Raw genomic sequence first — 23,571 nt, 5'->3', positions numbered from 1 at the left:
CCGACGACGATGTCCCACGCCCAGCCAGCCCCGCTTTCCGAGTTCGACCTGATCCGCCGCTATTTCACGCGGCCGGTGCGCAAGGCCGCGCTCGGCGTGGGCGATGACTGCGCGCTGATCGAGGGCCGCCCCGGCCATCACCTGGCCATCAGCACCGACATGCTGGTCAGCGGCCGGCATTTCTTCCCGGACGTGGCGCCGCGCGCACTCGGCCACAAGGCCCTGGCCGTGAACCTGTCCGACCTGGCCGCCATGGGCGCCGAGCCGCGCGCCTTCACACTGGCGCTGGCCCTGCCCGAGGCCGACCCCGCCTGGCTGGCCGAACTGGCCGACGGCATGCTGGCGCTGGCCGACGCCCACGGCTGCGAGCTGGTCGGCGGCGACACCACGCGCGGCCCGCTGACGCTCTCGCTGACGGTGTTCGGCGACGTGCCGCTGCGCGCCGCGCTGCGCCGCGACGCCGCCCGGCCCGGCGACGATATCTGGATTTCCGGCACGCTTGGCGACGCCCGCCTGGCGCTGGGCGACTGCCGCGGCGAATGGCTGCTGCCGGAGCCCGAGTTCAGCCAGGTCCGCCCGCGCATGGACACGCCCACGCCGCGCGTGGCGCTGGGCATGGCCCTGCGCGGCATGGCGCATGCCGCACTCGACATCTCCGATGGCCTGGTCGGCGACCTCGGCCATATCCTGGAACGCTCGCAGGTCGGCGCGCTGGTCGACGTCGATGCGCTGCCGCGCTCGGCGGTGCTGGCCAGCCAGCCGGACGCGATCCAGCGTGAATGCGTGCTGGCCGGCGGCGACGACTACGAGCTGTGCTTCACCGCGCCCGCCGGCAACCGCGACGCCATCGCGGCGATCAGCGACCGCCTGGCGCTGCCGCTCACACGTGTCGGCGCGATCACGCCGGAGCCCGGCCTGCGGCTGGTCGACCGTGCCGGCAACCCGACCCGGTACCAAGGCGCCAGCTTCGACCACTTCGCTGCCCCCTGACACCGGGTCACAGGCATGTCATGATGCCGGCATCGGCGCGCTGCGCGGGCACGGGAGTCCCGCAAGCATGGCAGTGCAAGCCGGCCATAACCATAAGCAGTATCTGCATCACACGAGCCAACTTTGATGTCCACCTTCCCTCCCGGGGCCGCGCCGCGCGACCCCGCCCTAACCCTGGAAGCCGGCCAGACCGTCAAGGTCACGCGCCCGAGCGCGCGCTTCATGCTGGCCCATCCGGCCCACCTGATCGCCTTCGGCTTCGGCTCGGGCCTGTCGCCCGTTGGGCCGGGCACGGTCGGCACGCTCTACGGCTGGCTGTCGTTCGTGGTGATTTCGCTGTGGATCGCGCCCACCACCTGGCTGTGGATCATTGCCGGCGGCTTCCTGGTTGGCCTGTGGGCGTGCGCGCGCACCGCGCGCGACATGGGCGTGCACGACCATGGCAGCATGGTCTGGGACGAGATCGTCGCCTTCTGGCTGGTGCTGGCCTTTGTCATGCCGACCGGCTTCTGGGGGCAGTTCGCCGCCTTCCTGTGGTTCCGGCTGTTCGATATCGCCAAGCCGGCGCCGATCGGCCACTATGACCGCACGCTCAAGGGCCCGGGCCTGCGCGGCGGCTTTGGCGTGATGTTCGACGACATCTTCGCGGCCTTCTACACGCTGCTGGTGTTCGCGCTGTGGCGCTCGTTCTGAGCCCCGCATCGCCAGCCATTGCAAGCTGATTCCCCTCAAAACTACCCTGTATCCACCATGTCTGTCAGCCGCCTGCTCGACCAGCTCGCCATCCAGGCCGGCGTCGCCCTTGCCGACAAATCCCTGATGCTGGCCACTGCCGAATCCTGCACCGGCGGGCTGGGGGCCGCCGCCATTACCGATGTATCCGGCTCGTCCGGCTGGTTCGAGCGCGGCTTCGTCACCTATTCCAATGAGGCCAAGTCCACCATGCTGGGCGTGCCCGCCAAGCTGATCCGCGACCACGGCGCGGTCAGCGAGGAAGTGGCGCGCGCCATGGCCGAAGGTGCACTGCTGAACAGCCGCGCCCAGGTGGCGCTGTCCGTCACCGGCGTGGCCGGCCCCAACGGCGGCACCCCGGAAAAGCCGGTGGGCATGGTCTGCTTCGGCTGGAGCAACCGCATTACCACGCATACCGAGACCCAGCGCTTTCGCGGCGACCGCGGCCAGATCCGCCGGCAGGCGGCCGAGCATGCGATGCGGGGGCTGCTGGAGCTGATCCGGAACGAGGCCTGAGGCCGGCGCCCGGCAACCTCCGCCCAATAAAAAACCGCGCCATCTCCGGCGCGGTTTTTTTGTCTGTGTCCGGCCTCAGCCGTGGCGGTAGCGGTTGATGGTCTCCCGCGTCTGCAGCGCGACATTGCGCGCCGCCGCCGCAAAATCCTTCTCGCGGCTGGCGTAAAGGATGGCGCGCGACGAGTTGATCATCATGCCGGTGCCGTCCGCGGTGCGCCCCGCCTTGACCGTGGCCTCGATGTCGCCACCCTGGGCGCCGATGCCCGGGATCAGCAGCGGCATGTCGCCGACGATCTGGCGCACCCGCGCGATCTCGTTGGGGAAGGTCGCGCCGACCACCAGGCCCATCTGGCCGGTGGTGTTCCAGCGCTCGCGCGCGGCCTCGGCCACCAGCTGGTACAGCGGCTTGCCGTCGACCTGCAGGAACTGCACGTCCGATCCGCCCGGGTTGGAGGTGCGGCACAGCACGATCACGCCGCGGTCCGGGTAGGCCAGGTACGGTTGCATCGAATCGAAGCCCATGTACGGGCTGACCGTGACCGCGTCGGCGTGGTAGCGCTCGAAGGCCTCCAGCGCGTAGTGCTCGGCGGTCGAGCCGATGTCGCCGCGCTTGGCGTCCAGGATCACCGGGATGCCGGGGTGGGCGTCGTGGATATAGTGGATCAGCTGCTCGAGCTGGTCTTCGGCGCGCTGCGAGTGGAAGTACGCAATCTGCGGCTTGAAGGCACAGACCAGGTCGGCGGTGGCGTCAACGATCTCGCGGCAGAACGAAAAGATGGCGCCGCCCGCCCCGGTCAGGGACAGCGGCAGCTTCTGCGGGTCAGGATCGAGCCCGACGCACAGGAGGGAATCGTTGCGCTGCCAGGCGGCAGCAAGCTGCTCGGTGAAAGTCATGGGTACTCGGAAAATCCTGGTGGCGCCGGCGTCCCATTGGCCCGGCCGGCGCGGTTGGCCGCAGCGGCGTGAAAACCTTTCATCCCTGCAGCATATGTCGCTTCCGGCAATTTTACCCGCTGCGTGCTATCGTTTTGCGCTTCCTCTCAAAACAAAGCGCGGCATGACGTACAGCCGCGTCCCGTCATGTCTCTCGATCGCCGCGGTATCTTCCTGCTTGTCGTGCTCACCCTTGCCTGGGGCATCAACTGGCCCATCATGAAGGTAGGCGTAGCGCACTTTCCGGCGATGGGCTTCCGCCTGCTGTGCATGGCGGGCGGGCTGGTGGCGCTGGGGCTGGCGCTGCGGCTGCGCGGCGATTCGCTGGCCGTACCGCGGCGCGAGTGGGGCACGGTGGTCCGCCTGGCCATTCCCAACATGGTGATCTGGCACCTGTTTGCGATCTGCGCGGTCAAGATGCTGTCCTCGGGCCGCGCCGCCATCCTGGGCTATACCATGCCGATCTGGGCAGTGGTCTGGGGCCTGGTGTTTTTCCGCGAGCGCATTGGCGCCTGGGCCTGGCTGGGCATCGGCTGCGCGCTGGCCGGCACGGTGCTGCTGCTTTCCGGCGAGCTCGCAGCGCTGACCGGCAGCCCGGCCGGCACGCTGCTGATGCTGCTGGCCGCGGCCGGCTGGGGCTTCGGCACCCAGCTGATGAAGCGCACCCAGACCGACGTGCCCATCGGCGCCATGACTTTCTGGATGCTGGCCGTGACCCTGCCCGTCCTGGCGGCCGGCTCGCTGCTGCTGGAAGACGGCTGGCGCATGCCCACCGCCGTCGAATGGGGCGCCATCGCCTACAACGCGGTGGTGGTCTTCGCCTTCTGCCACCTAGTCTGGTTCGGGCTGGCGCGCAGCCTGCCGCCGGTGGTGTCGAGCCTGTCGATCATGTTCATTCCGGTGGTCGGCGTGTTCTCGGGCATGTGGATGCTGGGCGAGCAGCCGCACTGGCAGGACTACGCGGCGATCGTGCTGATGTTCCTGGCGCTGTCCTCGGTGATGCTGGCGCCGCTGCTGTGGCGCCGGCTGCAGGGCGCGCTGGGCTGATCGCCGGGTGGGCGCGCCCCCGGTCGTGAGCGGGCAACAGCGGGCCGCGTGCGCGGAGATTTCACTTAACAAGCCACCCTACGTTGGGCTACACTCGCGGCCATCACAATCCCGGAGAAATTACGTGGGCAGTAGCATCGGGTGTTCGAGTTGCCGCAGCAGCGCTGCGACCTCTGCGAATGCCATGTCACTGCGGGCTGCGTAACGACGACCCGCCCGGAGCACCCGGCTCCGCGCCTCGTCGGCCTCGCCCGCAGCAGAACACTGCGGGCGAGTGTCTTTCCGTGCCACCGGCGGCGCCATCCATGCGCGCCGCATCGTTGCGGATCTTCCCTCCCCCGGCTAGCCAGCCAACCCAGGCAAACGCCATCGCCTTGTACCGCTGTGCCGAACGGCAGCCGCGGTACAGCGCGATCACGCTTGCCCGTGGCCCGGCCCTGGCAGGGCGCCTTCCGGCGTCTCGCCAGGCCATGCAGGGCATGACGGACTACCTGGGAATGCGGCGAGCCGCCTGCGCTTGTCTTCGCGCTTGTCTTTGTTTTTCGTCGCAATCAGCAATAAGGAATCCCGGGGATGATCAACCTGTTCGTCCTGCAGAAAGGCCGGCTTGCCCAGGAGCAGGTCGACGAGCGCAATGAGCTGCTGCAGCACAAGCCGATCTGGATCGATGTCGTCAATCCCGACGACGAAGAACTGAACTGGATCAAGGAAGCCTATGGCGTCGCCCTTCCCGAACTGGAAGACCTGGGCGACCTGGAAGCGTCAGCGCGATATTTCGAGGGCGAGGACGAGAATATCCATATCCGCACCGACTTCCTGCTGGACGAGGAAGAGGCCTTGTCGCGCAACGTGCGCGTGGCCTTCGTGCTGACGCGCGACGTGCTGTTCTCCATCCACGACGAAGACCTGCCGGTGTTCCGGCTGGTGCGGCTGCGCGCGCGCATGCGCCCGGGCTCGGTGCGCAATGCCAAGGACGTGCTGATGGACCTGTATGCGACCGACGCCGAGTATTCCGCCGACTCGATCGAGGAAATCTACGAGCGGCTTGAAGAAGCGAGCCGCCGCGTGCTGGCCGAGAACGTGACCGATGCCGCCGCGGCCGACGTGCTGGAAACCATCGCCCGCGAGGAAGACTTGAACGGGCGCATCCGCCGCAACGTGATGGACACGCGCCGCGCGGTGTCCTTCCTGATGCGCAGCCAGCTGCTGTCGGCCGAGCAGCAGGACGAGGCGCGCCAGATCCTGCGCGACATCGACTCGATCGAGAACCACACTGCGTTCCTGTTCGACAAGATCAACTTCCTGATGGACGCGACCGTCGGTTTCATCAACATCAACCAGAACAAGATCATCAAACTGTTCTCGGTGGTGTCGGTGGCACTGATGCCGCCCACGCTGATCGCCAGCATCTACGGCATGAACTTCAAGTTCATGCCGGAGCTGGACTGGGGCGCGGGCTATCCGTGGGCGATTGCGCTGATGGCGGTGTCGGCGGCAATTCCGCTGGTGTATTTCCGCAGGAAGGGCTGGTTGAGCTGAGCCCCGCGGGGCTCAGTCGGGCAGCGTGGCTGCCCCCATCCGCCGCGCGATGGTGCTTGCCTTGGCGCGGAAGTTCACGCGCACATTGGCGCAGTACTCCTTCTTGTCGAAGCACTTGGGCGCCGGCAGTGCCGCGGCCAGGCGCGCGGACTGGCCCACGCTGAGCTTGTCGGCGCTGGTGCGGAAATAGTGCTGCGCCGCGGCCTGCGCGCCGAACACGCCCTCGCCCCACTCCACCGAATTCAGGTAGATCTCGTAGATGCGCTGCTTGTCCAGCCAGAACTCGAGCATCCACGTGATCGCCAGCTCCTGGCCCTTGCGCAGGTAGTGCTGCTCGGACGACAGGAACAGGTTCTTGGCCAGCTGCTGCGTGATGGTGGAACCGCCACGCACGATGCGCCCGCGCTTCTTGTTGCGCTCCCAGGCATCGAGCATCGCATCCAGCTCATAGCCCGGGTGGTTGACGAAGTCGGCGTCCTCGCTGGCGATCACCGCGCGCTTGAGGTTGCGCGAGATGCGGTCGTACGGCACCCATTGCCGGTCGATGCCGCAGTTCCAGACGTTGATGCCGCACAGCCGCCAGCGCTCGGCGCGCATGAACGTGGTCGTCGAAGGGTTGATGTATTGCCAGCTTGCGATCTGCACGAAGAAGTACAGCTGCATCGCCACCACGCCCGCCGCCACGCAGCCCAGCAGGTAGCCGAGCCAGCGGACCGGGTTGAGCACCGTGCGTGCGGGGGCTGCGCCGCGGCTGGCGCTGGCTGCGCGGTTGCGGTTGGCCACGGCTGGCGGCGCCCCGGTCAGCCCTTGCGTTCGGCCTGCAGCGCGGTGCGCAGCTCGGCCAGCACGGGCGCGGTGCGCGGCCGCACGCCACGCCAGATATAGAAGGCCTCGGCGGCCTGTTCGACCAGCATGCCCAGGCCGTCGCTCACGCGCGCGCCGCAGCGGGCGGCGAACTGCAGGAACACGGTGGGCTCGGCACCGTACATCATGTCGTAGGCCAGCACGCCTTCGCCCAGCAGGAACTCGGGCACCGGCGGCACTTCGCCATGCAGGCTGCTGGACGACGCGTTGATCACCACGTCAACGGCTTCGTCCTCGGACAGCCCGTCGAGCGCATCGAGCCCGCCGCCCCACAACTCCACGCCGTACTGGTCCGCAGCTTCGACAAACTCTTCCAGCATGTCGCTGGCGCGCGACGCGGTACGGTTGGCCACCACGATGCGCGACGGCCGGCATTCGATCAGCGGCAGCATCGCGCCCATGGCGGCGCCGCCGGCGCCCAGCAGCAGCACGCGCTTGCCTTCGATCAGCGTGTCGAGGTTGTCCTGGATATCGCGCACCAGGCCGATGCCGTCGGTGTTGTCGCCATGGATCATGCCCTCTTCGATCCACAGCGTGTTGACCGCGCCGGCGGCCTCGGCGCGCTCGGTCAGGCGGTCGGCCAGGTCATAGGCCTCCAGCTTGAACGGCACCGTCACGTTGCAGCCGTAGCCGCCATCGGCAAAGAACTGGCGCACGGTGTCGGCAAACCCGTCCAGCGGCGCCTCCAGGCGGTCGTACTGCACCGCCTCGCCGGTCTGGCGCGCAAAGGCCGCGTGGATCGCCGGCGAGCGGCTGTGCGCAACCGGGTTGCCGATCACCACATAGCGGTCGGAAGTGGCTTGGGAAGAATCAGTGGATGTCATCAGCGTGCCTGCAAGCGGGTTTCCAGCCCGCTGCGCGAAAACTTGAAAGTGGAAACGACTTCGAGGATGTCCTGGCGCGACGCCATCTCGGCGGTAAAGGGGCCGAACGGCGCGGCCGCGCGCACGATCGCCACGGCCTGGCGGTCCAGCGCGGGATCGCCCGAGCTCTTGACCACGTCGATGGCATCGACGTTGTAGCCGTCGCGGTTGTAGCCGAGCTTGCCCAGCCGGTTGACGTTGATCACCAGGATGAGCTGGCCGTACAGCGGCTTGCCGTTGCGTTGCGGGAAGTCAGTGGTGCCGCGCGCCTCGATCTTGTGGCGCAGGCGGTCGTAGTACTGCGCGTAGTCGACCGCCTGGGCGCTGGTGGCGGTCAGCTGGAAGCGCTTGGGCCGCTTGGCGTAGTGGTCCAGGTTGCGGCCGATCTCGGCCTCGAGCCGGGCCATCTCGTCGGTCGAGGTGCGCTCGTCCTGGCCGCGCTGCGGGTTGTCCTGGCGCTTCTCGCCGGGCTTGAGCGGCTGGTTGCGCACCGACGGCGCGGCCTCGCGCGACTGGGTCAGCAGGCGTTGCTGCTCCTGTTCCAGCTGCTCGACGCGGCGCTGCACCTGGCGCACCAGGTCGCCTTCCTGCGTCAGGGTCTGCGCGGGCAGCGGCGTGGTGGCGCGCTGCAGGTCATGGTCGCCGCCGCCGTCCAGGTTGGCTTGCGCCAGCGCGGTCGGGTTGCGCGGCTTCTGCGCCGACTTGGCATTGACCAGCACCACGTCCAGCGCGGCATCGCTGCGCTTGATCTCGAACACCTCGGGCGCGGCCACCCGCACCATCAGCAGCACCACGTGCACGGCCACGGAAATGGCCAGCGCCTTGGCCAGCGTACTGCTGTTGTGCCACCTGGCATGCCACCAGTGGCGGGGAGCGGCGAGAGTGGCGTTCACGATGGATGGAGGGTGGCTGAAGGGCGGGCGGCGGCCCGAACCGGTCCGGGCCGGCGGCCTGGCAAGACCGGGGCCGCGGGCCCCGGATCAGACAGGCATTGTAAGTGAGCGCCGCCGATTTCCGAAGGCTTCAGCCAGCCGCCGGGGTGCCGGTGTCGCGCTCGCCCGACGCCGCGCCGGCATCGTCGTCGCCAGCTTCGGCCGGGGTTTCGTCCGAGACCCCGGCGGCCTGCTCGGCCGCTTCCTCGGCGGCCGCCTCGGCAGCGGCTTCGGCGGACAACTCTGCGGCTTCCTCGTCGCTTTCCAGCTCTTCCTCGGGCACTTCGCCCTCACCGGCGAAGATTTCCAGCACCCGGCAGGACACTTCCAGCGTGATCTCGTCGGTCTCGCCGATCTCCAGCAGCACCTGCGTGCCGCGCTGCGCCTGGACCAGTTCGGGCACGCGCGTGACCAGCGGGATCTCGGTAAAGCGCACCGCGCCTTCCTTGAGCACCGAGGCCACCATGCGCTCGCGCTTTTCCTGCTTGAGCCAGCGCAGGCACCAGTAGCGCTCCATGGTCGACTGGTGGTCGGCGTAGGCCGCGTAAGTGCCTTCGAAGTCCGCCACCGCGGCCAGCAGGTCGGCGTCCTTGGGCTTGAACGGCGCCACCAGCTTGGCGGTCACGCCGTGCTGGGCCACCGCCAGGATCTGCCACTGGTTGACCAGGTCGACATAGCGGCGCAGCGGCGAGGTGCTCCACGCGTACTGCGCCACGCCCAGGCCCTCGTGCGGCGCCGGGTAGGTCTGCATGCGGGTGCGGTGCATGCCCCACGCCTTCTGCGTGCGGTAGATGCCCGGCACGCCGTTGTCGGCCAGCAGCTTGCCCCAGGTGCTGTTGGCCAGGATCATCAGCTCGGCCACGATCTTGTCCAGCGGCGAGCCGCGCTTGCGCTGTTCGATGCGCACGCGCTGGCTGCCGTCGGCCTGGTCGTCCAGGTAGAAATTGAAGTCGGCGCGGTTGTGGGTCTCGGGACGCAGGCCGCTGGCCAGGCGCGCCTTCTGGCGCTCGTCGTACAGGTAGCCGGCAAAGTGCCACAGCTGCGTCAGCGCGTCGCGGAACGGGTAATCGCCGGTGCCCGCAGCAAGCGCAGCCTCGGTGATGACATCGTCGAGCAGGTTGTGGCGCAGGTTGGCGGCGATCGGCACCATCTCGGCGCGGGTCTCGCTGCCGGTGATCAGCCACACGGTCGGGTCCACCGTCACGTACAGCGACAGCGCCGGGCACGTGCGCCCTTCCTGCAGCGTGTAGCGCTCCACCACGGCGTCGGGCAGCATGGTGATCTTGTCGCCCGGGAAATAGACCGTGGACAGCCGCTGGCGCGCGACCGCATCGAGCGGTTCACTGCGGCGGATGCCCAGCGCGGGCGCGGCGATATGGATGCCGATGCGCAGCTTGCCGTCGGGCAGCTTGGTCACGGACAGCGCATCGTCGATCTCGGTGGTGGTGACGTCGTCGATGGAGAATGCCTCAACCTCAGCCACCGGCAGGTCGGTGGGCGGCTCGGGCACGTCGGTATCCGGGAAGCCGGTGCCCTTGGGGAAGCACTCCGCCAGAAACTTGGCTTCGTGCAGCGCGCGCGCGCTGGCGACGCCGCCGGCGGCCACCATCAGCCGCATCGGGGTCATGCCCAGCGCGGTGCAGGCGGCGTCCATGGCCTTGAATTCGAGGCTGTTCTTGTCCGGCTTGAACAGCAGCTGCAGCACCTTGTTGCGGAACGTCTCCGGCAGCGTCAGCGCCTTGAGCTGTTCTTCGTACTCGGCCTGCACCAGCGCCTGCTGGCGCTTGCGCTCGAGCGCGGCCAGCGCCGCCTTGAGCTGGTCTTCGGGCGCGCGCTGGTAGCGGCCGCGCCCCTTGCGGCGGAAGTACACCGGGTTGCCGTGCAGCGCCATCGCCAGCGCCGCCTGCTGCACCGGGCCGGGCTCGGCGCCGTAGTACTCGGCGGCCAGCTCGGCAAAGCCGAATTCAGCCTCGGGCGCGCATTCCCACAGGAAGTCCAGGTCGATCTCGGCCATCATGTCGCCGGTCTGGCGCACCAGCTCGATTGCCGACGGCTGCGCGAACTGCAGCAGCACGTCGCGCGACTTGACCTTGGTGCGCTTGCCGGCTGGCAGCTCCACCTGGTAAGCCTCGCCCTGCTGGTTCAGCACGGTGCCGGCGCGGATTTCGCCGCCTTCTTCGAACAGCAACTGCATCGATCGGTACTTTCAGAAATGCGCGGAACCGCGTCTGGCCGCCAAGAGGCAGCGCCGGGGCGGGTCCTGTGGGAGAAATGGTGCAACCGGGCGCCAACGCGTGCGAACGGAAGCGAGTGCGGCGCGCGGGGTGCAAATCGCTGGCCGCGAGCCGCGCCGTATCGATACGGCCCGAGACCTGGAATGATACCGCACCCCGCTCCGGCGGCTGCGGGGGCCGGCGCACCGGCAAGGTGCGTGCACCCGGCCCGCAGTGGTGCGCAGGCTCAGAGCGACATGCCGCCGCTGGCCTCGATCGCCACGCCGTTGACGTAGCTGGCGTCGTCGCTGGCCAGGAAGGCGTAGATGCTGGCGATCTCGGCCGGCTCGGCCAGGCGGCGCAGCCAGCACGACGATTTCATGCCGTCCAGCACCTTTTCCGGCACGGTCTGCAGGATCTCGGTATTGACGAAGCCCGGGCACACCGCGTTCACGCGCACGCCCTTGGGACCCAGCTCGCGCGCCCAGGTCTTGGTGAAGCCGATCACGCCGAACTTGCTGGCGGCGTAGTTGGTCTGGCCGAAGTTGCCGTACAGGCCGACTACGCTGGAAGCGTTCAGGATCACGCCCTTGCCCTGCTCGCTCATCAGGCCGGCCACGGCCTGCGCGCAGTTGAAGACGCCCTTCAGGTTGACGTCGATGACGGCATCGAACTGGGCCTCGGTCATCTTGGCCAGGCGTGCATCCTTGGTGATGCCGGCGTTATTGACGAGGATGTCGACGCGTTCGTGCGCGGCCAGCACGGCGGCCACCATGGCATCGACTTGGTCGCGCCGGGTCACGTCGACGCGGTAGGCCGACACGGTGGCGCCGGTGGCGGCCAGCTTGTCGGCGGCCTCGCGCACGCGCTCTTCCTGCACGTCGCACAGGACGACGATGGCGCCGTCGGCGGCAAAGCGCTGCGCGGTGGCAAACCCGATGCCAGCGGCGGCACCGGTGATGATGGCAACCCGACCCTGCAGTTTCATCTCGTGGTCTCTTTCTTGGTTTCGGTAGTGTGTGTGGAGGGGCTTCGGTCTGTGGTCCGCAAATACCTGGGATGCGGAACCGCCTCGGTCCCCGGGGATGGCCGCGACAGCAGGTCCGGCAGGAACACTTCTGTCACGAGCATGACGCCGCCGCCGCGCCGGAACACCGAGCGCCGCGCCGGCAGCATGGGCAGTGGCGCCATGGCCGGCAGCACGCGCTGCAAGGCCTGGCGCAGCGGATGGTGCGGCAGCAGCCGCGCGAACTGGAACGGCTCGCGCGCCACCGCCGGGTCGACAAACAGCCGACCGCCCAGCGGGCGCTCGCCCAGCCCGCGCAGGAACGGCCAATCGCGGCGCGCGTGGCGGCAGCGCACCACGGTATGGGCAAACACGGCGGGAATGTCGTCGCAGATCAGCAGCACCTCGCGCGTCAGCGCGGGGGTGCGGTCGTGCTGGCCCAGCACCTGCCATTCATCGGCCAGCGGGCGCTGCGGGCGCTGCAGCAGGCGCGCCACGCGAAAGCGCTCCGACGCTGCCACCAGGCGCGCGGTCAGCGAGCCATCGTCACCGGTCACCCAGCGCCGCTGGTTGGGCGTGATGGCTGCATCAAAGGCCAGGTGCGGGCTCCAGCTGCAGCGGCGCGCGGACTGCGCGCTCATGCCGGGCCTGCGCCGGCCGGCACCTTGCCGCCGGGGCCATAGCCGCAGAAGGCGAGCACATCGTCGACGTAGTCGGCAAATTCGCTGATGCCGTGGTCGCTGCCCTCGATTACGCGGATGTTCGCGCCCGGGCAGGCCGCGACCATCTCACGGTAGTCCAGCACCTCGTCGCCGGTGGCGGCGAGCAGGTAATAGCGTCCGGGATCGGTGATGGTGTCCACGCGCAGGTCCAGCAGCTCCTGCAGGTGGCGGCGCTCGACCGTGACCGAGCCACCGCCGTGCCATAGCGGCTGTTCGCCCAGGTACGTTTCCAGGTCGGTCCAGGGGTGGATGGCCGGATTGAGCAGCACGGTCCTGCAGCCATGGCGCTCGCCCAGCCAGCGGGCATAGAAGCCTCCCAGCGACGAGCCGACGATGGCGATCTCCTGGTCGCCGCCGGCCCGCGCGGCGCGGATCGCGGCTTGCGCCTGGGCAATGGCCATTTCGGGCGAGACATTGAGCGTGGGGCAGGCGTAGTAGCGGCCCACGCCCCACTCGCGCATGCGCTCCTGCACCAGCCGGGCCTTGAACGACTGGGGCGAGGAGCGGAATCCGTGCAGGTACAGCAGCATGGTGGTCCTTCCCGCCGGTCAGCGTGCGGCGCCCTGGGCCAGGGCGTCCAGCAGCTTCTGGTGCACGCCGCCGAAGCCGCCGTTGCTCATCACCAGCACGTGGTCGCCCGGCTGCGCCGCGGCACGCACGGACTGCACCAGCGCGCCCAGGTCCTGGAAGGCGGCGGCCTTGTCGCCCAGCGGCGCCAGCGATTCGGCCAGGTCCCAGCCCAGCGCGTCCTTGCCGGCCGGGGCGCCGTAGCCGAACACCAGGTCGGCCTGCTCCAGGCTGGCCGGCAGCTGCGCCTTCATCACGCCCAGCTTCATGGTGTTGGAGCGCGGCTCCAGCACCGCCAGGATGCGGGCATCGCCGACGCGGCGGCGCAGCCCGTCCAGCGTGGTCTGGATCGCGGTCGGATGGTGGGCGAAGTCGTCATAAACGGTCACGCCACCCGCCACGCCGCGCACTTCCATGCGGCGCTTGACGTTGGCAAAGCGGGACAGCGATTCGATCGCCTGCGCGGCCGGCACGCCCACATGGCGCGCGGCGGCAATCGCGGCCAGCGCATTCATGCGGTTATGGGTGCCCTGCAGGTCCCACACCACGGTGCCCTGGACGGCATCGCCAAACCAGACGTCGAAGGCATCCTTGCCGGGCGCCGCAGTGGCGGCAGCATCGCTCTCGCGCCAGTCGCCCACGCCGAACTGCTCGACCTCGCTCCAGCAGCCGCGCTCCAGCACGCGTGCCAGGCTTTCTTCCACGCCGTTGACGACGATCCGGCCCTGGCCGGGCACGGTGCGCACCAGATGGTGGAACTGGGTCTCGATCGCCGCCAGATCCGGGAAGATGTCGGCGTGATCGTATTCCAGGTTGTTCAGGATCGCGGTGCGCGGGCGGTAGTGGACAAACTTGCTGCGCTTGTCGAAGAAGGCGGTGTCGTACTCGTCGGCCTCGATCACGAAGAAGTCCGATTCGGTCACGCGCGCCGAGATGCCGAAGTTCTGCGGCACCCCGCCCACCAGGAAGCCGGGGTTGTAGCCGGCATCCTCCAGGATCCAGGCCAGCATCGACGTGGTGGTGGTCTTGCCGTGCGTGCCGGCCACCGCCAGCACCCACTTGCGCGCCAGCACGTGCTCGCCCAGCCATTGCGGACCGGACACATAGGGCAGGTTGCGGTCGAGGATGGCCTCCATCAGCGGATTGCCGCGCGAGACCACGTTGCCGATCACGAACAGGTCCGGCTCCAGCGACAGCTGGGCGGGGTCGAAGCCCCCGATCAGCTCGATCCCCTGGGCCTCGAGCTGGGTGCTCATCGGCGGGTAGACATTGGCATCGCAGCCGGTGACGCGGTGGCCGGCCTCTTTGGCCAGCACCGCCAGGCCGCCCATGAAGGTGCCGCAGATGCCAAGGATATGAATATGCATGGGTTCCCGGAAAGACTTGAAGCCCGCAGGCGTGGGGATTCGGCACCCGGCGTGGCGCTGCGGCACGGCGGCTGTTTCAGGCCGTGTCTTGCGGTGCGGTGGCCGGGCAGGAAGCCTTCGATTGTACCCGAGCGCCCGCGGCCTTCGCTGCACTGCGGCAGCGCGTGCGCCGGTTGCGCGGGAGCCTCCGGTATCATGGGGCATGACCCGACGCACTGCCCCCGATCCCACCCGCCTGCGCGAGGAAATCGCCCAGGCTGCCGCCCGGATGATTGCCGAGGACGGTGCCGACTACGCCACCGCCAAGCGCAAGGCCGCCCGCCAGGTGCTGGGCGAGCAGCGCGTGCCCGGCGAATGGCTGCCCGACAACGAACAGGTCGAAGCCGAGGTGCGCGCCTACCAGGCGCTGTTCCACGCCGACAGCCAGCCCCGCGTGCTGGCGCTGCTGCGCCGGCTGGCGGTGCTGGCCATGGAAGACCTGGCGCCGTTCCGGCCTTACCTGGCCGGCGCAGTGCTCAACGGCACCGCCACCGAGCACTCCGATATCTATCTGCAGTGCTTCTGCGACAGCGCCAAGGATGCGACGCTGCACCTGATCAACGCCGGCGTGGACTTCGAGACCAGCGAGAGCCGGCATTTTGGCGGCCGCGGCGAGGTCGAGACCCTCAGCTTCCTGTGGAAGGGCCAGTGGCCCGACCGCCGCGAGGCCCGGCTGCTCGCCGGCGAGGTGCGCGCGGAACTGGGTGCCCCAGTCGGCATTCATATAGCACTGTATGATGCCGTCGACGAACGCGGCGCCGTGCGTGCCGACGCCTCGGGGCGCCCGGCCCGCGCCGACGTGCAGGCGGTACGGGCGCTGATGGACGCGCCCGGCGATGCCGACCCGGCCTGACGCCCGCCCCCTAATTCACTGGTCCAAGCCATCCCCATGACTGAAACCGTTTCCTCGCCCGCCCGCCGCTCCCGCCTCTGGCTGTGGATCGCCGTGGCCGTGGTCGCCTGCGCCACCGGCGCACTGGCCGGCCATTTCGTGTTCTCGCCCAAGCCCGCCAGCGACCAGGCGGTGGAAACCTTCTTCCAGACACGCCTGCCCGACGCCACCGGCGCCGACCTGGACCTGGGGAAGTTGCGCGGCAAGACCGTGGTGATCAACTTCTGGGCACCCTGGTGCGGGCCGTGTGTCGAGGAAATGCCGGAGCTGACCGCGCTGCATGAGGAATACAAGAGCCGCCAGGTGGAGTTTGTCGGCATCGGCATCGATTCAGCCGCCAATATCCAGCAGTTCACCACGAAGGTCCCGGTGGCTTACCCGCTGGCCGTGGCCGGTTTTGCCGGCACCGAGCTGTCGCGCAACTTCGGCAACAGCGCCGGCGGCCTGCCCTATACGGTGGTGATCAACCCGGACGGATCGGTGAAGTATCGCAAGATGGGACGGGTGACGGCCGAGGAACTGCGGGCCGTGCTGCCACGCGCCTGAGCGTATTCTTCCGCCAAATTCGCTGAATTTCGGTTTTCTTCAGCGATTTGTTTCATCGGGGCATCAAAACGGCCAGAAAGTGCTCAAAGGGCCGCCAGAGCGTCGCACAAGGTCGCCAAGCCTTGTATCGCGCGCTAGACAAATCCCTCTAAGCTACGGTAATCTCCGCGCAATTTCGTTGATCTGGTCGAGCCGCCGTGACTGCAACCCGCTCCATCCGTCGCTCAGCCCGCTACCGCAAGGTGCTGGTCCTGCATGGGCCGAACCTGAACCTGCTGGGCACGCGCGAGCCGGAAACCTATGGGCACACGACGCTTGCCGATATTGACGCGGCCCTGGCCGAACGCGCGGCAAAAGCCGGCGTTTCGCTGGATACGTTCCAGTCCAACCATGAGGGGGCACTGGTCGACCGCATCCACGCCGCACGCGCGGAAGGGGTCGAGTTCATCATCATCAACCCGGCTGCCTACACGCATACCAGCGTGGCGCTGCGCGATGCCCTGGCCGGCGTGGCGATCCCGTTCGTCGAGGTGCACCTGTCCAACGTGCACCGGCGCGAAAGCTTTCGCCACCACTCCTACTTCTCCGACGTGGCAGTCGGGGTGATCTGCGGGCTTGGCTGGCAGGGTTACCTGCTGGCGCTGGACTATGTGCTGGGCCAGGAGCAGCCGCCACCCGAGAGTTCGGGGAGCTGAACTCCCAAGATTTTTTCGACAACCTGCGCGCGCCGCCCGGCGGCCTGCGCCCGTTGGCGTGCCTCGGCACGGCGGGCGTGGATTTCCGGTGGCCGGCAACACGATTCTTCCGCCGCGGCCCGTCCCGGGCAGCGGCCGGATAACCCGATTCAGGAGGATAAAAAGATGGACCTGCGCAAGCTGAAGACGCTTATCGACCTGGTGGCCGAATCCGGCATCTCCGAGCTGGAAGTCACCGAAGGCGACGGCAAGGTACGCATCGTCAAGCAACCGCCGCAAATCATCGCCGCGCCGATGGCCATGCCGCAGATGCAGGCGCTGCCGCCCGCTGCGGCCNGCGGGGGCCGCCGCACCGGCTGGTGCCGCGGCACCGGCTGCAGAGCCCGCCGCCCAACTGCCCGTCGGCCATGTGGTGACCTCGCCGATGGTAGGCACGTTCTACCGTGCGCCGTCGCCGGGCGCCGCCCCGTTCGTCAACGTCGGCGACTCGGTCAAGGAAGGCCAGACCGTCTGCATCATCGAAGCCATGAAGCTGCTCAACGAAATCGAGTGCGACAAGGCCGGCGTCATCAAGGAAATCCTGGTCGAGAACGGCCAGGCTGTCGAATACGGCCAGCCGCTGTTCGTCATCGGCTGATCCTGACCGGCATGCCACGCCGCATGCTGCCACCGGCCACGCAAGTGGCCCCCGCAGCAGCACCCGCGCGGCATGCCATGGCGTTGTTTGGCGCCAGGGACGTTGTGGGCTTCGCGGCCCGTTCCGTGCAGTTCCATGCAGTTCCGCGCAGTATGGCGGCCACGGCGGCGACAGCCCCCGGGCCGCGCGCCCGGCGTGCCGTTGCGGCGCGCAGCGGGACCGCTACTGTTCTCGCAGAGAGAGACCATGTTTGAAAAAATTCTGATCGCGAACCGCGGCGAAATCGCTCTTCGCATCCAGCGCGCCTGCCGCGAACTGGGCATCAAGACGGTCGTGGTGTATTCCGAGGCCGACAAAGAGGCCAAGTACGTACGCCTGGCAGACGAAGCCGTCTGCATCGGCCCGGCCCCGTCGCCGCTGTCGTACCTGAACATGCCGGCCATCATCTCGGCCGCCGAAGTGACCGACGCGCAAGCCATCCACCCCGGCTACGGCTTCCTGTCCGAGAACGCCGACTTTGCCGAGCGCGTGGAGAAATCCGGCTTCGTCTTTATCGGCCCGACCGCCGACAGCATCCGCCTGATGGGCGACAAGGTGTCGGCCAAGCAGTCCATGATCAAGGCCGGCGTGCCGTGCGTGCCCGGCTCCGACGGCGCCCTGCCCGACGACCCCAAGGAAATCCTGGCGACCGCGCGCCGCGTGGGCTACCCGGTGATCATCAAGGCCGCAGGCGGCGGCGGTGGCCGCGGCATGCGCGTGGTGCACACCGAAGCCGCGCTGATCAACGCCGTCAACATGACGCGTGAAGAAGCCGGCCGCGCCTTCGGCAATCCCGAGGTCTACATGGAGAAGTTCCTCGAGAACCCGCGCCATGTGGAAATCCAGATCCTCGCCGACCAGCACCGCCAGGCGATCTGGCTGGGCGAGCGCGACTGCTCGATGCAGCGCCGCCACCAGAAGGTGATCGAGGAAGCGCCCGCACCGCACATTCCGCGCCGCCTGATCGAGCGCATCGGCGATCGCTGCGCCGAGGCCTGCAAGAAGATGGGCTACCGCGGCGCCGGCACGTTCGAGTTCCTGTACGAGAACAACGAGTTCTACTTCATCGAGATGAACACGCGCGTGCAGGTCGAGCACCCGGTCACCGAGATGATCACCGGCATCGACATCGTGCAGGAGCAGATCCGCATCGCCTTTGGCGAGAAGCTGCGCTTGCGCCAGAAGGATGTGCAGTTCCGTGGCCACGCGATCGAATGCCGCGTGAACGCCGAGGACCCGTTCAAGTTCACGCCGTCGCCGGGCCGCATCACCGCCTGGCACATGCCCGGCGGCCCGGGTGTGCGGGTCGACTCGCACGCGTATGATGGTTACTTCGTCCCGCCCAACTACGATTCGATGATCGGCAAGATCATCACTTACGGCGCCACGCGCGAGCAGGCCATTGCCCGCATGCGTATCGCGCTGTCGGAAATGGTGGTGGACGGAATCCAGACCAACGTGCCGCTGCACCGCGAGCTGATGATGGATGCCAACTTCGTTGAAGGCGGCACCAGCATCCACTATCTCGAGCATCGCCTGGCGGAGCGCGCGAAGGCCTGACGCAACGTTACCCGCAATACACAAGCAGCAAGCAAGGAAGCCCGTGGCATTTCAGGAATGTGTGATCGAAGTGGCGCAGGACCAGGCCGAAGCCTGGTCTGATGCCCTGTTCGACCTCGGCGCGCTGTCGGTCTCGGTGGAAGACGCCGATGCCGACACGCCCGACGAGCAGCCGCTCTTTGGCGAGCCCGGGCTGGAACCGAAGCAACTCGCGTGGAACCGCTCGCGCGTGGTGGCGCTGTTCGGCGACGATGCCGATCCGGCCGTGGTGGTGGCGGCAGCCGCCAACCAGCTGGGCATCGACCCGGTGCCGGCCTACCAGCTGCGCGCGGTCGAGGACCAGGACTGGGTGCGGCTGACGCAATCCCAGTTCGAGCCGATCCGCATCGGCGAGCGCATCTGGGTGGTGCCGTCGTGGCACGACGCGCCCGAACCCGATGCCGTGGTGCTGGAGCTCGACCCGGGCCTGGCCTTCGGCACCGGCAGCCATCCCACCACGCGGCTGTGCATGCAGTGGCTGGAGCAGAACCTGAAGCCGGGCGAAACCGTGCTCGACTACGGCTGCGGCTCCGGCATCCTGGCCATCGTGGCGCGCAAGCTGGGCGCGGGCGACACCGTCGGCATCGACATCGATCCCAACGCGGTGGAAGCATCGCGCTACAACGCCGAGCGCAACCGGGTGGACGCCTCGTTCGCGCTGCCCGAATCGGTGTCCGAGGCCAGCTACGACCTGGTGGTCGCCAATATCCTGTCCAATCCGCTCAAGCTGATGGCCGCCATGCTGAGCGCGCGCGTGCGCGCCGGCGGACGGCTGGTGCTGTCCGGCGTGCTGGAGCGCCAGGCGGATGAAGTCGCCGCGGCCTACGCGCCCTGGCTGCCGCTGACGGTGTGGCGCAGCGAGGAAGGCTGGGTGTGCCTGCATGGCACCCGCGGCACCCGTCCCTGATTCACACCGATGGTCGCCGTCAAGCTAGTCACGCGCTGCCCGGCCTGCCGCACCGCCTTCCGGCTGGTCGCCGACCAGCTGCGCCTGCGCCAGGGCCTGGTGCGTTGCGGCCAGTGCGAAACGGTGTTCGACGCGCGCGAGCACCTGATCGAGATTCCGCTGCCTGCCGACGCTGCGTCATCGGCATCATCGGCGCCGTCTGCGGCAACTTCACCGGCCGCCCCTCCCGCCCCCTCGGCGCCGCCCGCATCGGCTGAAGCCGCGCCTGCGCCGCAGCCTGCCTTCACCCCGACCATCGACCCCGGCTATGACGTGCCGGCGCTGGATGCGCCGACGATGCTGATGTCGTCGCCGGAGGACATGGCCATGCCGGCACCCGCCGGCATGGAAGACGCCGAGATCGAGCAGGCGCTGCGCGAAGCCAACGACGCCGTCGCCCATCGCGATGCACGCGAGGCGGAACGCCAGGCTGCCGGCCCGGATGCGGCCGAGCCCGCCCCCGTCACGGCACCGGAGCAAACCGAGGATACGCCGGCACAGCCGGCCCCCGCGTCCGCCTGGCCGGCACTCGATCACGGCGCGCTCGATACCCCCGCCGTACCGGCGGCACCCCCGGCCGCTGCGGCGACACCGGCAGCGTCGCAACCCGCTGATGTTGACGCTGACGCCGATGCCAAGCCCGCGCCAGTGGCACCCGCTGCCAGCATCCCCAGCGCAAGCGAGTTCCTGCGCGCGGCGTCATCCGATGCCGGGTCCGAGCCGACCGCGTGGCCGGATCAGGCACCGGCCCGCCCCGCCGCCTCGCCCGCCTCGTCCGCCTCACCCACCGTTGGCGACGACGACAACGCCCCCGGCCCCGACACCGGCCAGCCCTCCAGCGTCACCGGCGGCGCCGTCGCGCGCGAGCAGACCACGCGCCGCTGGGCGCGCACCGAAGCACCGGCCGGCCCGGTCTTCGCCCCCGACTTCCTGCGCCATGCGCGTGAGCGCGAGCGCGAACGCCAGCCCCGCAAGCCAGTAGCCGTGCCCCGCTCCGCCTGGCGCGTGGCCGCCGTGGTGCTTGCCATCGCCGCGGCCGTGCAAGTGGTCTACCTGGCACGCAGCCAGCTGGCCGGCCAGTTCCCGATGCTGCGCCCGGCACTCGAGGCCGCCTGCGCACCGCTGGGCTGCGACGTGCCGCCGTGGCGCGACATCGATGCGTTGCGCATCGAGACCTCGCAGCTGCAGCGCCAGGATGAAGACGGCGACACCTACCTGCTGGCGGTCACGCTGCGCAACCTAGGCCGCGCCAGCACCGCCCTGCCCGCGATCGAGCTGGTGATGACCGACCTGCAGGATCAGCTGCTGCTGCGCCGGGTGCTGCAGCCCGCGGAGTACCTAGAGCCGTCGCAAAAGGCCTTTGCCGCGCAGGGTCTTCGCGCGGGCATGGAGCTGCCGGTTCGGGTACGATTCCGGACGCAGCAGGCGCCAGCCAACTATCGCGTGCTGATTTTTTACCCCTGAATCCCTGGCCCGCCGCCGGACCGAATCCGAGTCCGGCGGCAGGCCGCGCCCCCCGCTCCGGACACGAACCGGAAATCCATCAGACAACAAGGAGTAGACATGAGCAACGTCACCCTCGGCGGCAACGCCATCGAAGTCGCAGGCAAGTTCCCGCAAGCCGGCGACAAGGCCCCCGCCTTCTCGCTGGTCGGCAAGGACCTGAAGGACGTCACGCTGGCCGACTTCGCCGGCAAGCGCAAGGTGCTGAACATCGTCCCGAGCCTGGACACCCCGGTGTGCCAGGCCTCAGCGCGCAAGTTCAATGAAGCCGCCAGCGGCCTCGCCAACACCGTGGTGCTGACGATCTCGGCCGACCTGCCGTTCGCCATGGGCCGCTTCTGCACCGCTGAAGGCCTGGCCAACGTGGTGCCGCTGTCGACCATGCGCGGCGCCGAGTTCAAGGGCAACTACGGCGTGGACATCAAGACCGGCCCGCTGGCCGGCGTGACCGCCCGCGCCGTGGTGGTGCTCGACGAGAACGACACCGTCAAGTACAGCCAGCTGGTGCCGGAAATCAAGAGCGAGCCGGACTACGACGCCGCCCTGGCCGCGCTGAAGTAATCAGCGGCACGCCCGGGAACCCGCGGGTTCCCGGACGGCAGCGGCCGCCCGCATCCCGGGGCGGCCGCTTTTTGTTTTCTGCCCGACCGATACTGCCCGCAAGGGCTCCGTTTCACCCAATCATCCCAACACCTGGAGAGAGCATGGCCAGCCTGATCTGCGGCTCCGTCGCCTACGACACCATCATGACGTTCGACGGACGCTTCCGTGAACACATCCTGCCGGACCAGATCCACATGCTGAACGTCTCGTTCCTGGTGCCCGGCATGCGCCGCGAGTTCGGCGGCTGCGCCGGCAACATCGCCTACACGCTGAAGATGCTGGGCGGCGATCCCGTGGTGATGGCCACCGTCGGCGCCGATGCCGAACCCTACCTGGACTACCTGCGCAAGCTGGAGATCGCCACCGGCCACATCCGCGTGCTGCCGGAGACCTTCACGGCGCAGGCCATGATCACCACCGACCTGGACAACAACCAGATCACCGCCTTCCACCCTGGCGCAATGAGCCAGTCGCAGCTGAACCACGTCAAGGATGCGCTGGGCGGCGCCAGCGCGCCGGGCCTGGGCATCGTCGCGCCCGACAGCCGCGAGGGCATGCTGCACCATGCGCGCCAGTTCGCCGAGGCCGGCGTGCCGTTCATCTTTGATCTGGGTCAGGCCATGCCCCTGTTCAACGGGGAAGACCTGCGCGAGTTCGTTGAACTCGCCAGTTACGTGACAGTCAATGACTACGAGGCACAGGTCCTGCTGTCCCGCACCGCATGGACCAGCGCCGAGGTTGCCGCCAAGGTTCGTGCCTTCATCGTCACGCACGGCGAGCGCGGCGCCAGCATCTTTGCCGATGGTCGCCAGTACGCGATTCCGGCGGTTGCGGCCGAGCGCATCGTGGACCCGACCGGGTGTGGCGACGCCTTCCGTGGCGGCCTGCTCTACGGCATTGAAAACGGATTAGACTGGGAAACGACTGGCCGCCTGGCATCGCTGATGGGTTCGGTCAAGATCGCGCAACAGGGTCCGCAGAACCACTGGTTGTCGCGCGAGGAAATCGGCAACCGGTTCCAGTCTGCATTCGGGTACCGCTACGCCTGACCTGCGGCCGGCGCGTGGCTTCTTTTCGGGAAACGACATGAACAACAAGCTACGTGGCGGTGCCGTTGCCGTCCTTGCCGTCACCGCCCTGGTTGCCGGCTGCGCTACGCAATCCAACTCCAACAGCGTCTATGGCACAGGCCAGGCGCAGCGCGAACAGACCGTGCGCTACGGCGTGGTCGAAGGCATCCGCGAGGTCACCATCCAGGGTAACCAGAGCGGCGCCGGCACGCTCGCGGGCGGTGCCATCGGCGGCGTTGCCGCCGGCAGCACCATCGGCGGCGGCAACGGCGCGGTGGCGGCCGGGATCCTTGGCGCGGTGCTCGGCGGCATTGCCGGCAGCGCGGCCGAGAACAAGATCAACCAGCGCCGCGGGCTGGAAATCACCGTGCGCCTGGACAACGGCGAGATGCGCGCGATCACGCAGGAGGCCGACGAAGCCTTCCGCCCTGGCGAGCGCGTGCGGCTGCTGTCCTCGGGCGGCGTGACCCGGGTCACGCACTGAGCCCTCGCGGCCCCGCAGGGCCGCGCCAGGGCGCAGCAAAGCGCGCCGCACCCGCAAGGGTCGCGGCGCTTTTTCTTTTCGGCTTTGCAATTCCGTAACATTGCGGCGGACCGCTCCCGCGTGGGCGCGCGCCCATGAAAAAACCCGCCGGGCGGATGCCATCGGCGGGTCGGCAAGACCTGGTGTCTTGCGGACCGGATACGCAGTATCCGGTCATGCAGGCACGC

23 protein-coding genes and 1 pseudogene are annotated in these 23,571 nt (G+C 68.5%); 15 read left to right on the top strand and 9 right to left on the bottom strand.

All coding sequences use genetic code 11. The features are described from left to right. Positions 1 to 9: 9 nt before the first annotated feature. From thiL to CF68_RS07775, 3 genes are all read left to right on the top strand, one after another. On the top strand, positions 10 to 990 hold the full coding sequence (thiL, locus tag CF68_RS07785; RefSeq protein ID WP_035817184.1) for a thiamine-phosphate kinase: 981 nt from the start codon (positions 10 to 12) through the stop codon (positions 988 to 990). 126 nt (positions 991 to 1,116) lie between these two features. Next, positions 1,117 to 1,683, top strand: coding sequence for a phosphatidylglycerophosphatase A (locus tag CF68_RS07780; protein ID WP_013957980.1), 567 nt, complete (start codon positions 1,117 to 1,119; stop codon positions 1,681 to 1,683). A gap of 57 nt (positions 1,684 to 1,740) precedes the next feature. Next, the gene (locus CF68_RS07775; RefSeq protein ID WP_035817182.1) at positions 1,741 to 2,238 is read left to right on the top strand and encodes a CinA family protein; all 498 of its coding nucleotides are present in this window, start codon (positions 1,741 to 1,743) and stop codon (positions 2,236 to 2,238) included. A 75-nt stretch (positions 2,239 to 2,313) separates the two neighbouring features. Here CF68_RS07775 and pyrF read toward each other — a convergent pair whose 3' ends face one another. After that, positions 2,314 to 3,132: an orotidine-5'-phosphate decarboxylase gene (gene pyrF, locus CF68_RS07770; protein ID WP_010813198.1), complete on the bottom strand. Its 819-nt coding sequence runs from the start codon at positions 3,130 to 3,132 to the stop codon at positions 2,314 to 2,316. 186 nt (positions 3,133 to 3,318) lie between these two features. Between pyrF and CF68_RS07765 the strand changes: the two genes are divergently transcribed. Beyond that, positions 3,319 to 4,218: a DMT family transporter gene (locus tag CF68_RS07765; RefSeq protein ID WP_035817181.1), complete on the top strand. Its 900-nt coding sequence runs from the start codon at positions 3,319 to 3,321 to the stop codon at positions 4,216 to 4,218. 573 nt (positions 4,219 to 4,791) lie between these two features. Further along, entirely contained in the window at positions 4,792 to 5,757 is a 966-nt protein-coding gene (gene corA, locus CF68_RS07760; protein WP_010813196.1) for a magnesium/cobalt transporter CorA, read from the top strand. 12 nt (positions 5,758 to 5,769) lie between these two features. On the opposite strand, the gene mtgA is transcribed toward corA, so the two are convergent. The 8 genes from mtgA to mpl form a co-directional block, all read right to left on the bottom strand. Further along, a complete protein-coding gene (mtgA, locus tag CF68_RS07755) occupies positions 5,770 to 6,420 on the bottom strand; it encodes a monofunctional biosynthetic peptidoglycan transglycosylase (RefSeq protein WP_051591457.1) in 651 nt (216 codons plus the stop codon). A 137-nt stretch (positions 6,421 to 6,557) separates the two neighbouring features. After that, positions 6,558 to 7,445, bottom strand: a complete 888-nt coding sequence (gene aroE / locus CF68_RS07750; RefSeq protein WP_035817180.1) for a shikimate dehydrogenase — start codon at positions 7,443 to 7,445, stop codon at positions 6,558 to 6,560. Next, positions 7,445 to 8,377, bottom strand: coding sequence for an energy transducer TonB (locus CF68_RS07745; RefSeq protein WP_035817179.1), 933 nt, complete (start codon positions 8,375 to 8,377; stop codon positions 7,445 to 7,447). The genes aroE and CF68_RS07745 overlap by 1 nt, the downstream gene beginning before the upstream one ends. 130 nt (positions 8,378 to 8,507) lie before the next feature. Further along, positions 8,508 to 10,610: a ribonuclease catalytic domain-containing protein gene (locus tag CF68_RS07740; protein WP_035817178.1), complete on the bottom strand. Its 2,103-nt coding sequence runs from the start codon at positions 10,608 to 10,610 to the stop codon at positions 8,508 to 8,510. Positions 10,611 to 10,876: 266 nt separating this feature from the next. Further along, positions 10,877 to 11,617, bottom strand: coding sequence for a beta-ketoacyl-ACP reductase (locus tag CF68_RS07735; RefSeq protein ID WP_035817177.1), 741 nt, complete (start codon positions 11,615 to 11,617; stop codon positions 10,877 to 10,879). Then, positions 11,614 to 12,276, bottom strand: a complete 663-nt coding sequence (locus CF68_RS07730) for a chorismate lyase (RefSeq protein WP_035817176.1) — start codon at positions 12,274 to 12,276, stop codon at positions 11,614 to 11,616. Before CF68_RS07730 ends, CF68_RS07735 begins: the two co-directional genes overlap by 4 nt. Further along, positions 12,273 to 12,887: a YqiA/YcfP family alpha/beta fold hydrolase gene (locus CF68_RS07725; protein WP_035817175.1), complete on the bottom strand. Its 615-nt coding sequence runs from the start codon at positions 12,885 to 12,887 to the stop codon at positions 12,273 to 12,275. Before CF68_RS07725 ends, CF68_RS07730 begins: the two co-directional genes overlap by 4 nt. 18 nt (positions 12,888 to 12,905) lie before the next feature. Continuing rightward, positions 12,906 to 14,291, bottom strand: a complete 1,386-nt coding sequence (gene mpl, locus CF68_RS07720; RefSeq protein WP_035817174.1) for a UDP-N-acetylmuramate:L-alanyl-gamma-D-glutamyl-meso-diaminopimelate ligase — start codon at positions 14,289 to 14,291, stop codon at positions 12,906 to 12,908. Positions 14,292 to 14,493: 202 nt separating this feature from the next. On the opposite strand from mpl, the gene CF68_RS07715 reads away from it, so the two are divergent. The 10 genes and pseudogenes from CF68_RS07715 (at position 14,494) to CF68_RS07670 (ending at position 23,344) form a co-directional block, all read left to right on the top strand. Beyond that, the gene (locus CF68_RS07715; RefSeq protein WP_035817172.1) at positions 14,494 to 15,183 is read left to right on the top strand and encodes a hypothetical protein; all 690 of its coding nucleotides are present in this window, start codon (positions 14,494 to 14,496) and stop codon (positions 15,181 to 15,183) included. Between the two features lie 36 nt (positions 15,184 to 15,219). Beyond that, complete coding sequence (locus tag CF68_RS07710; protein WP_035817170.1) at positions 15,220 to 15,768, top strand: TlpA disulfide reductase family protein; 549 nt, start codon at positions 15,220 to 15,222, stop codon at positions 15,766 to 15,768. A gap of 197 nt (positions 15,769 to 15,965) precedes the next feature. After that, entirely contained in the window at positions 15,966 to 16,463 is a 498-nt protein-coding gene (gene aroQ, locus CF68_RS07705) for a type II 3-dehydroquinate dehydratase (RefSeq protein WP_011616025.1), read from the top strand. A gap of 165 nt (positions 16,464 to 16,628) precedes the next feature. After that, a pseudogene (accB, locus tag CF68_RS07700) lies at positions 16,629 to 17,100 on the top strand (acetyl-CoA carboxylase biotin carboxyl carrier protein). Between the two features lie 246 nt (positions 17,101 to 17,346). Next, a complete protein-coding gene (gene accC, locus CF68_RS07695) occupies positions 17,347 to 18,699 on the top strand; it encodes an acetyl-CoA carboxylase biotin carboxylase subunit (protein ID WP_018312111.1) in 1,353 nt (450 codons plus the stop codon). 43 nt (positions 18,700 to 18,742) lie between these two features. Continuing rightward, complete coding sequence (gene prmA / locus CF68_RS07690; RefSeq protein ID WP_035817167.1) at positions 18,743 to 19,645, top strand: 50S ribosomal protein L11 methyltransferase; 903 nt, start codon at positions 18,743 to 18,745, stop codon at positions 19,643 to 19,645. A 9-nt stretch (positions 19,646 to 19,654) separates the two neighbouring features. After that, entirely contained in the window at positions 19,655 to 21,148 is a 1,494-nt protein-coding gene (locus CF68_RS07685) for a DUF3426 domain-containing protein (protein ID WP_035817165.1), read from the top strand. Between the two features lie 99 nt (positions 21,149 to 21,247). Then, positions 21,248 to 21,748, top strand: coding sequence for a thiol peroxidase (gene tpx, locus CF68_RS07680; protein WP_018312108.1), 501 nt, complete (start codon positions 21,248 to 21,250; stop codon positions 21,746 to 21,748). A gap of 143 nt (positions 21,749 to 21,891) precedes the next feature. Continuing rightward, positions 21,892 to 22,839 (top strand): carbohydrate kinase family protein, encoded by a 948-nt coding sequence (locus CF68_RS07675; RefSeq protein WP_035817163.1) that lies wholly within the window; start codon positions 21,892 to 21,894, stop codon positions 22,837 to 22,839. 37 nt (positions 22,840 to 22,876) lie between these two features. After that, the gene (locus CF68_RS07670) at positions 22,877 to 23,344 is read left to right on the top strand and encodes a membrane protein (RefSeq protein WP_035817161.1); all 468 of its coding nucleotides are present in this window, start codon (positions 22,877 to 22,879) and stop codon (positions 23,342 to 23,344) included. Positions 23,345 to 23,571: the final 227 nt, after the last annotated feature.

It is taken from the genome of Cupriavidus sp. SK-4 (assembly GCF_000611125.1).
GTDB lineage: Bacteria > Pseudomonadota > Gammaproteobacteria > Burkholderiales > Burkholderiaceae > Cupriavidus > Cupriavidus necator.
The sequence above is the reverse complement of the archived record's forward strand: the minus strand, read 5'-3'. Positions and strand labels throughout refer to the sequence as shown.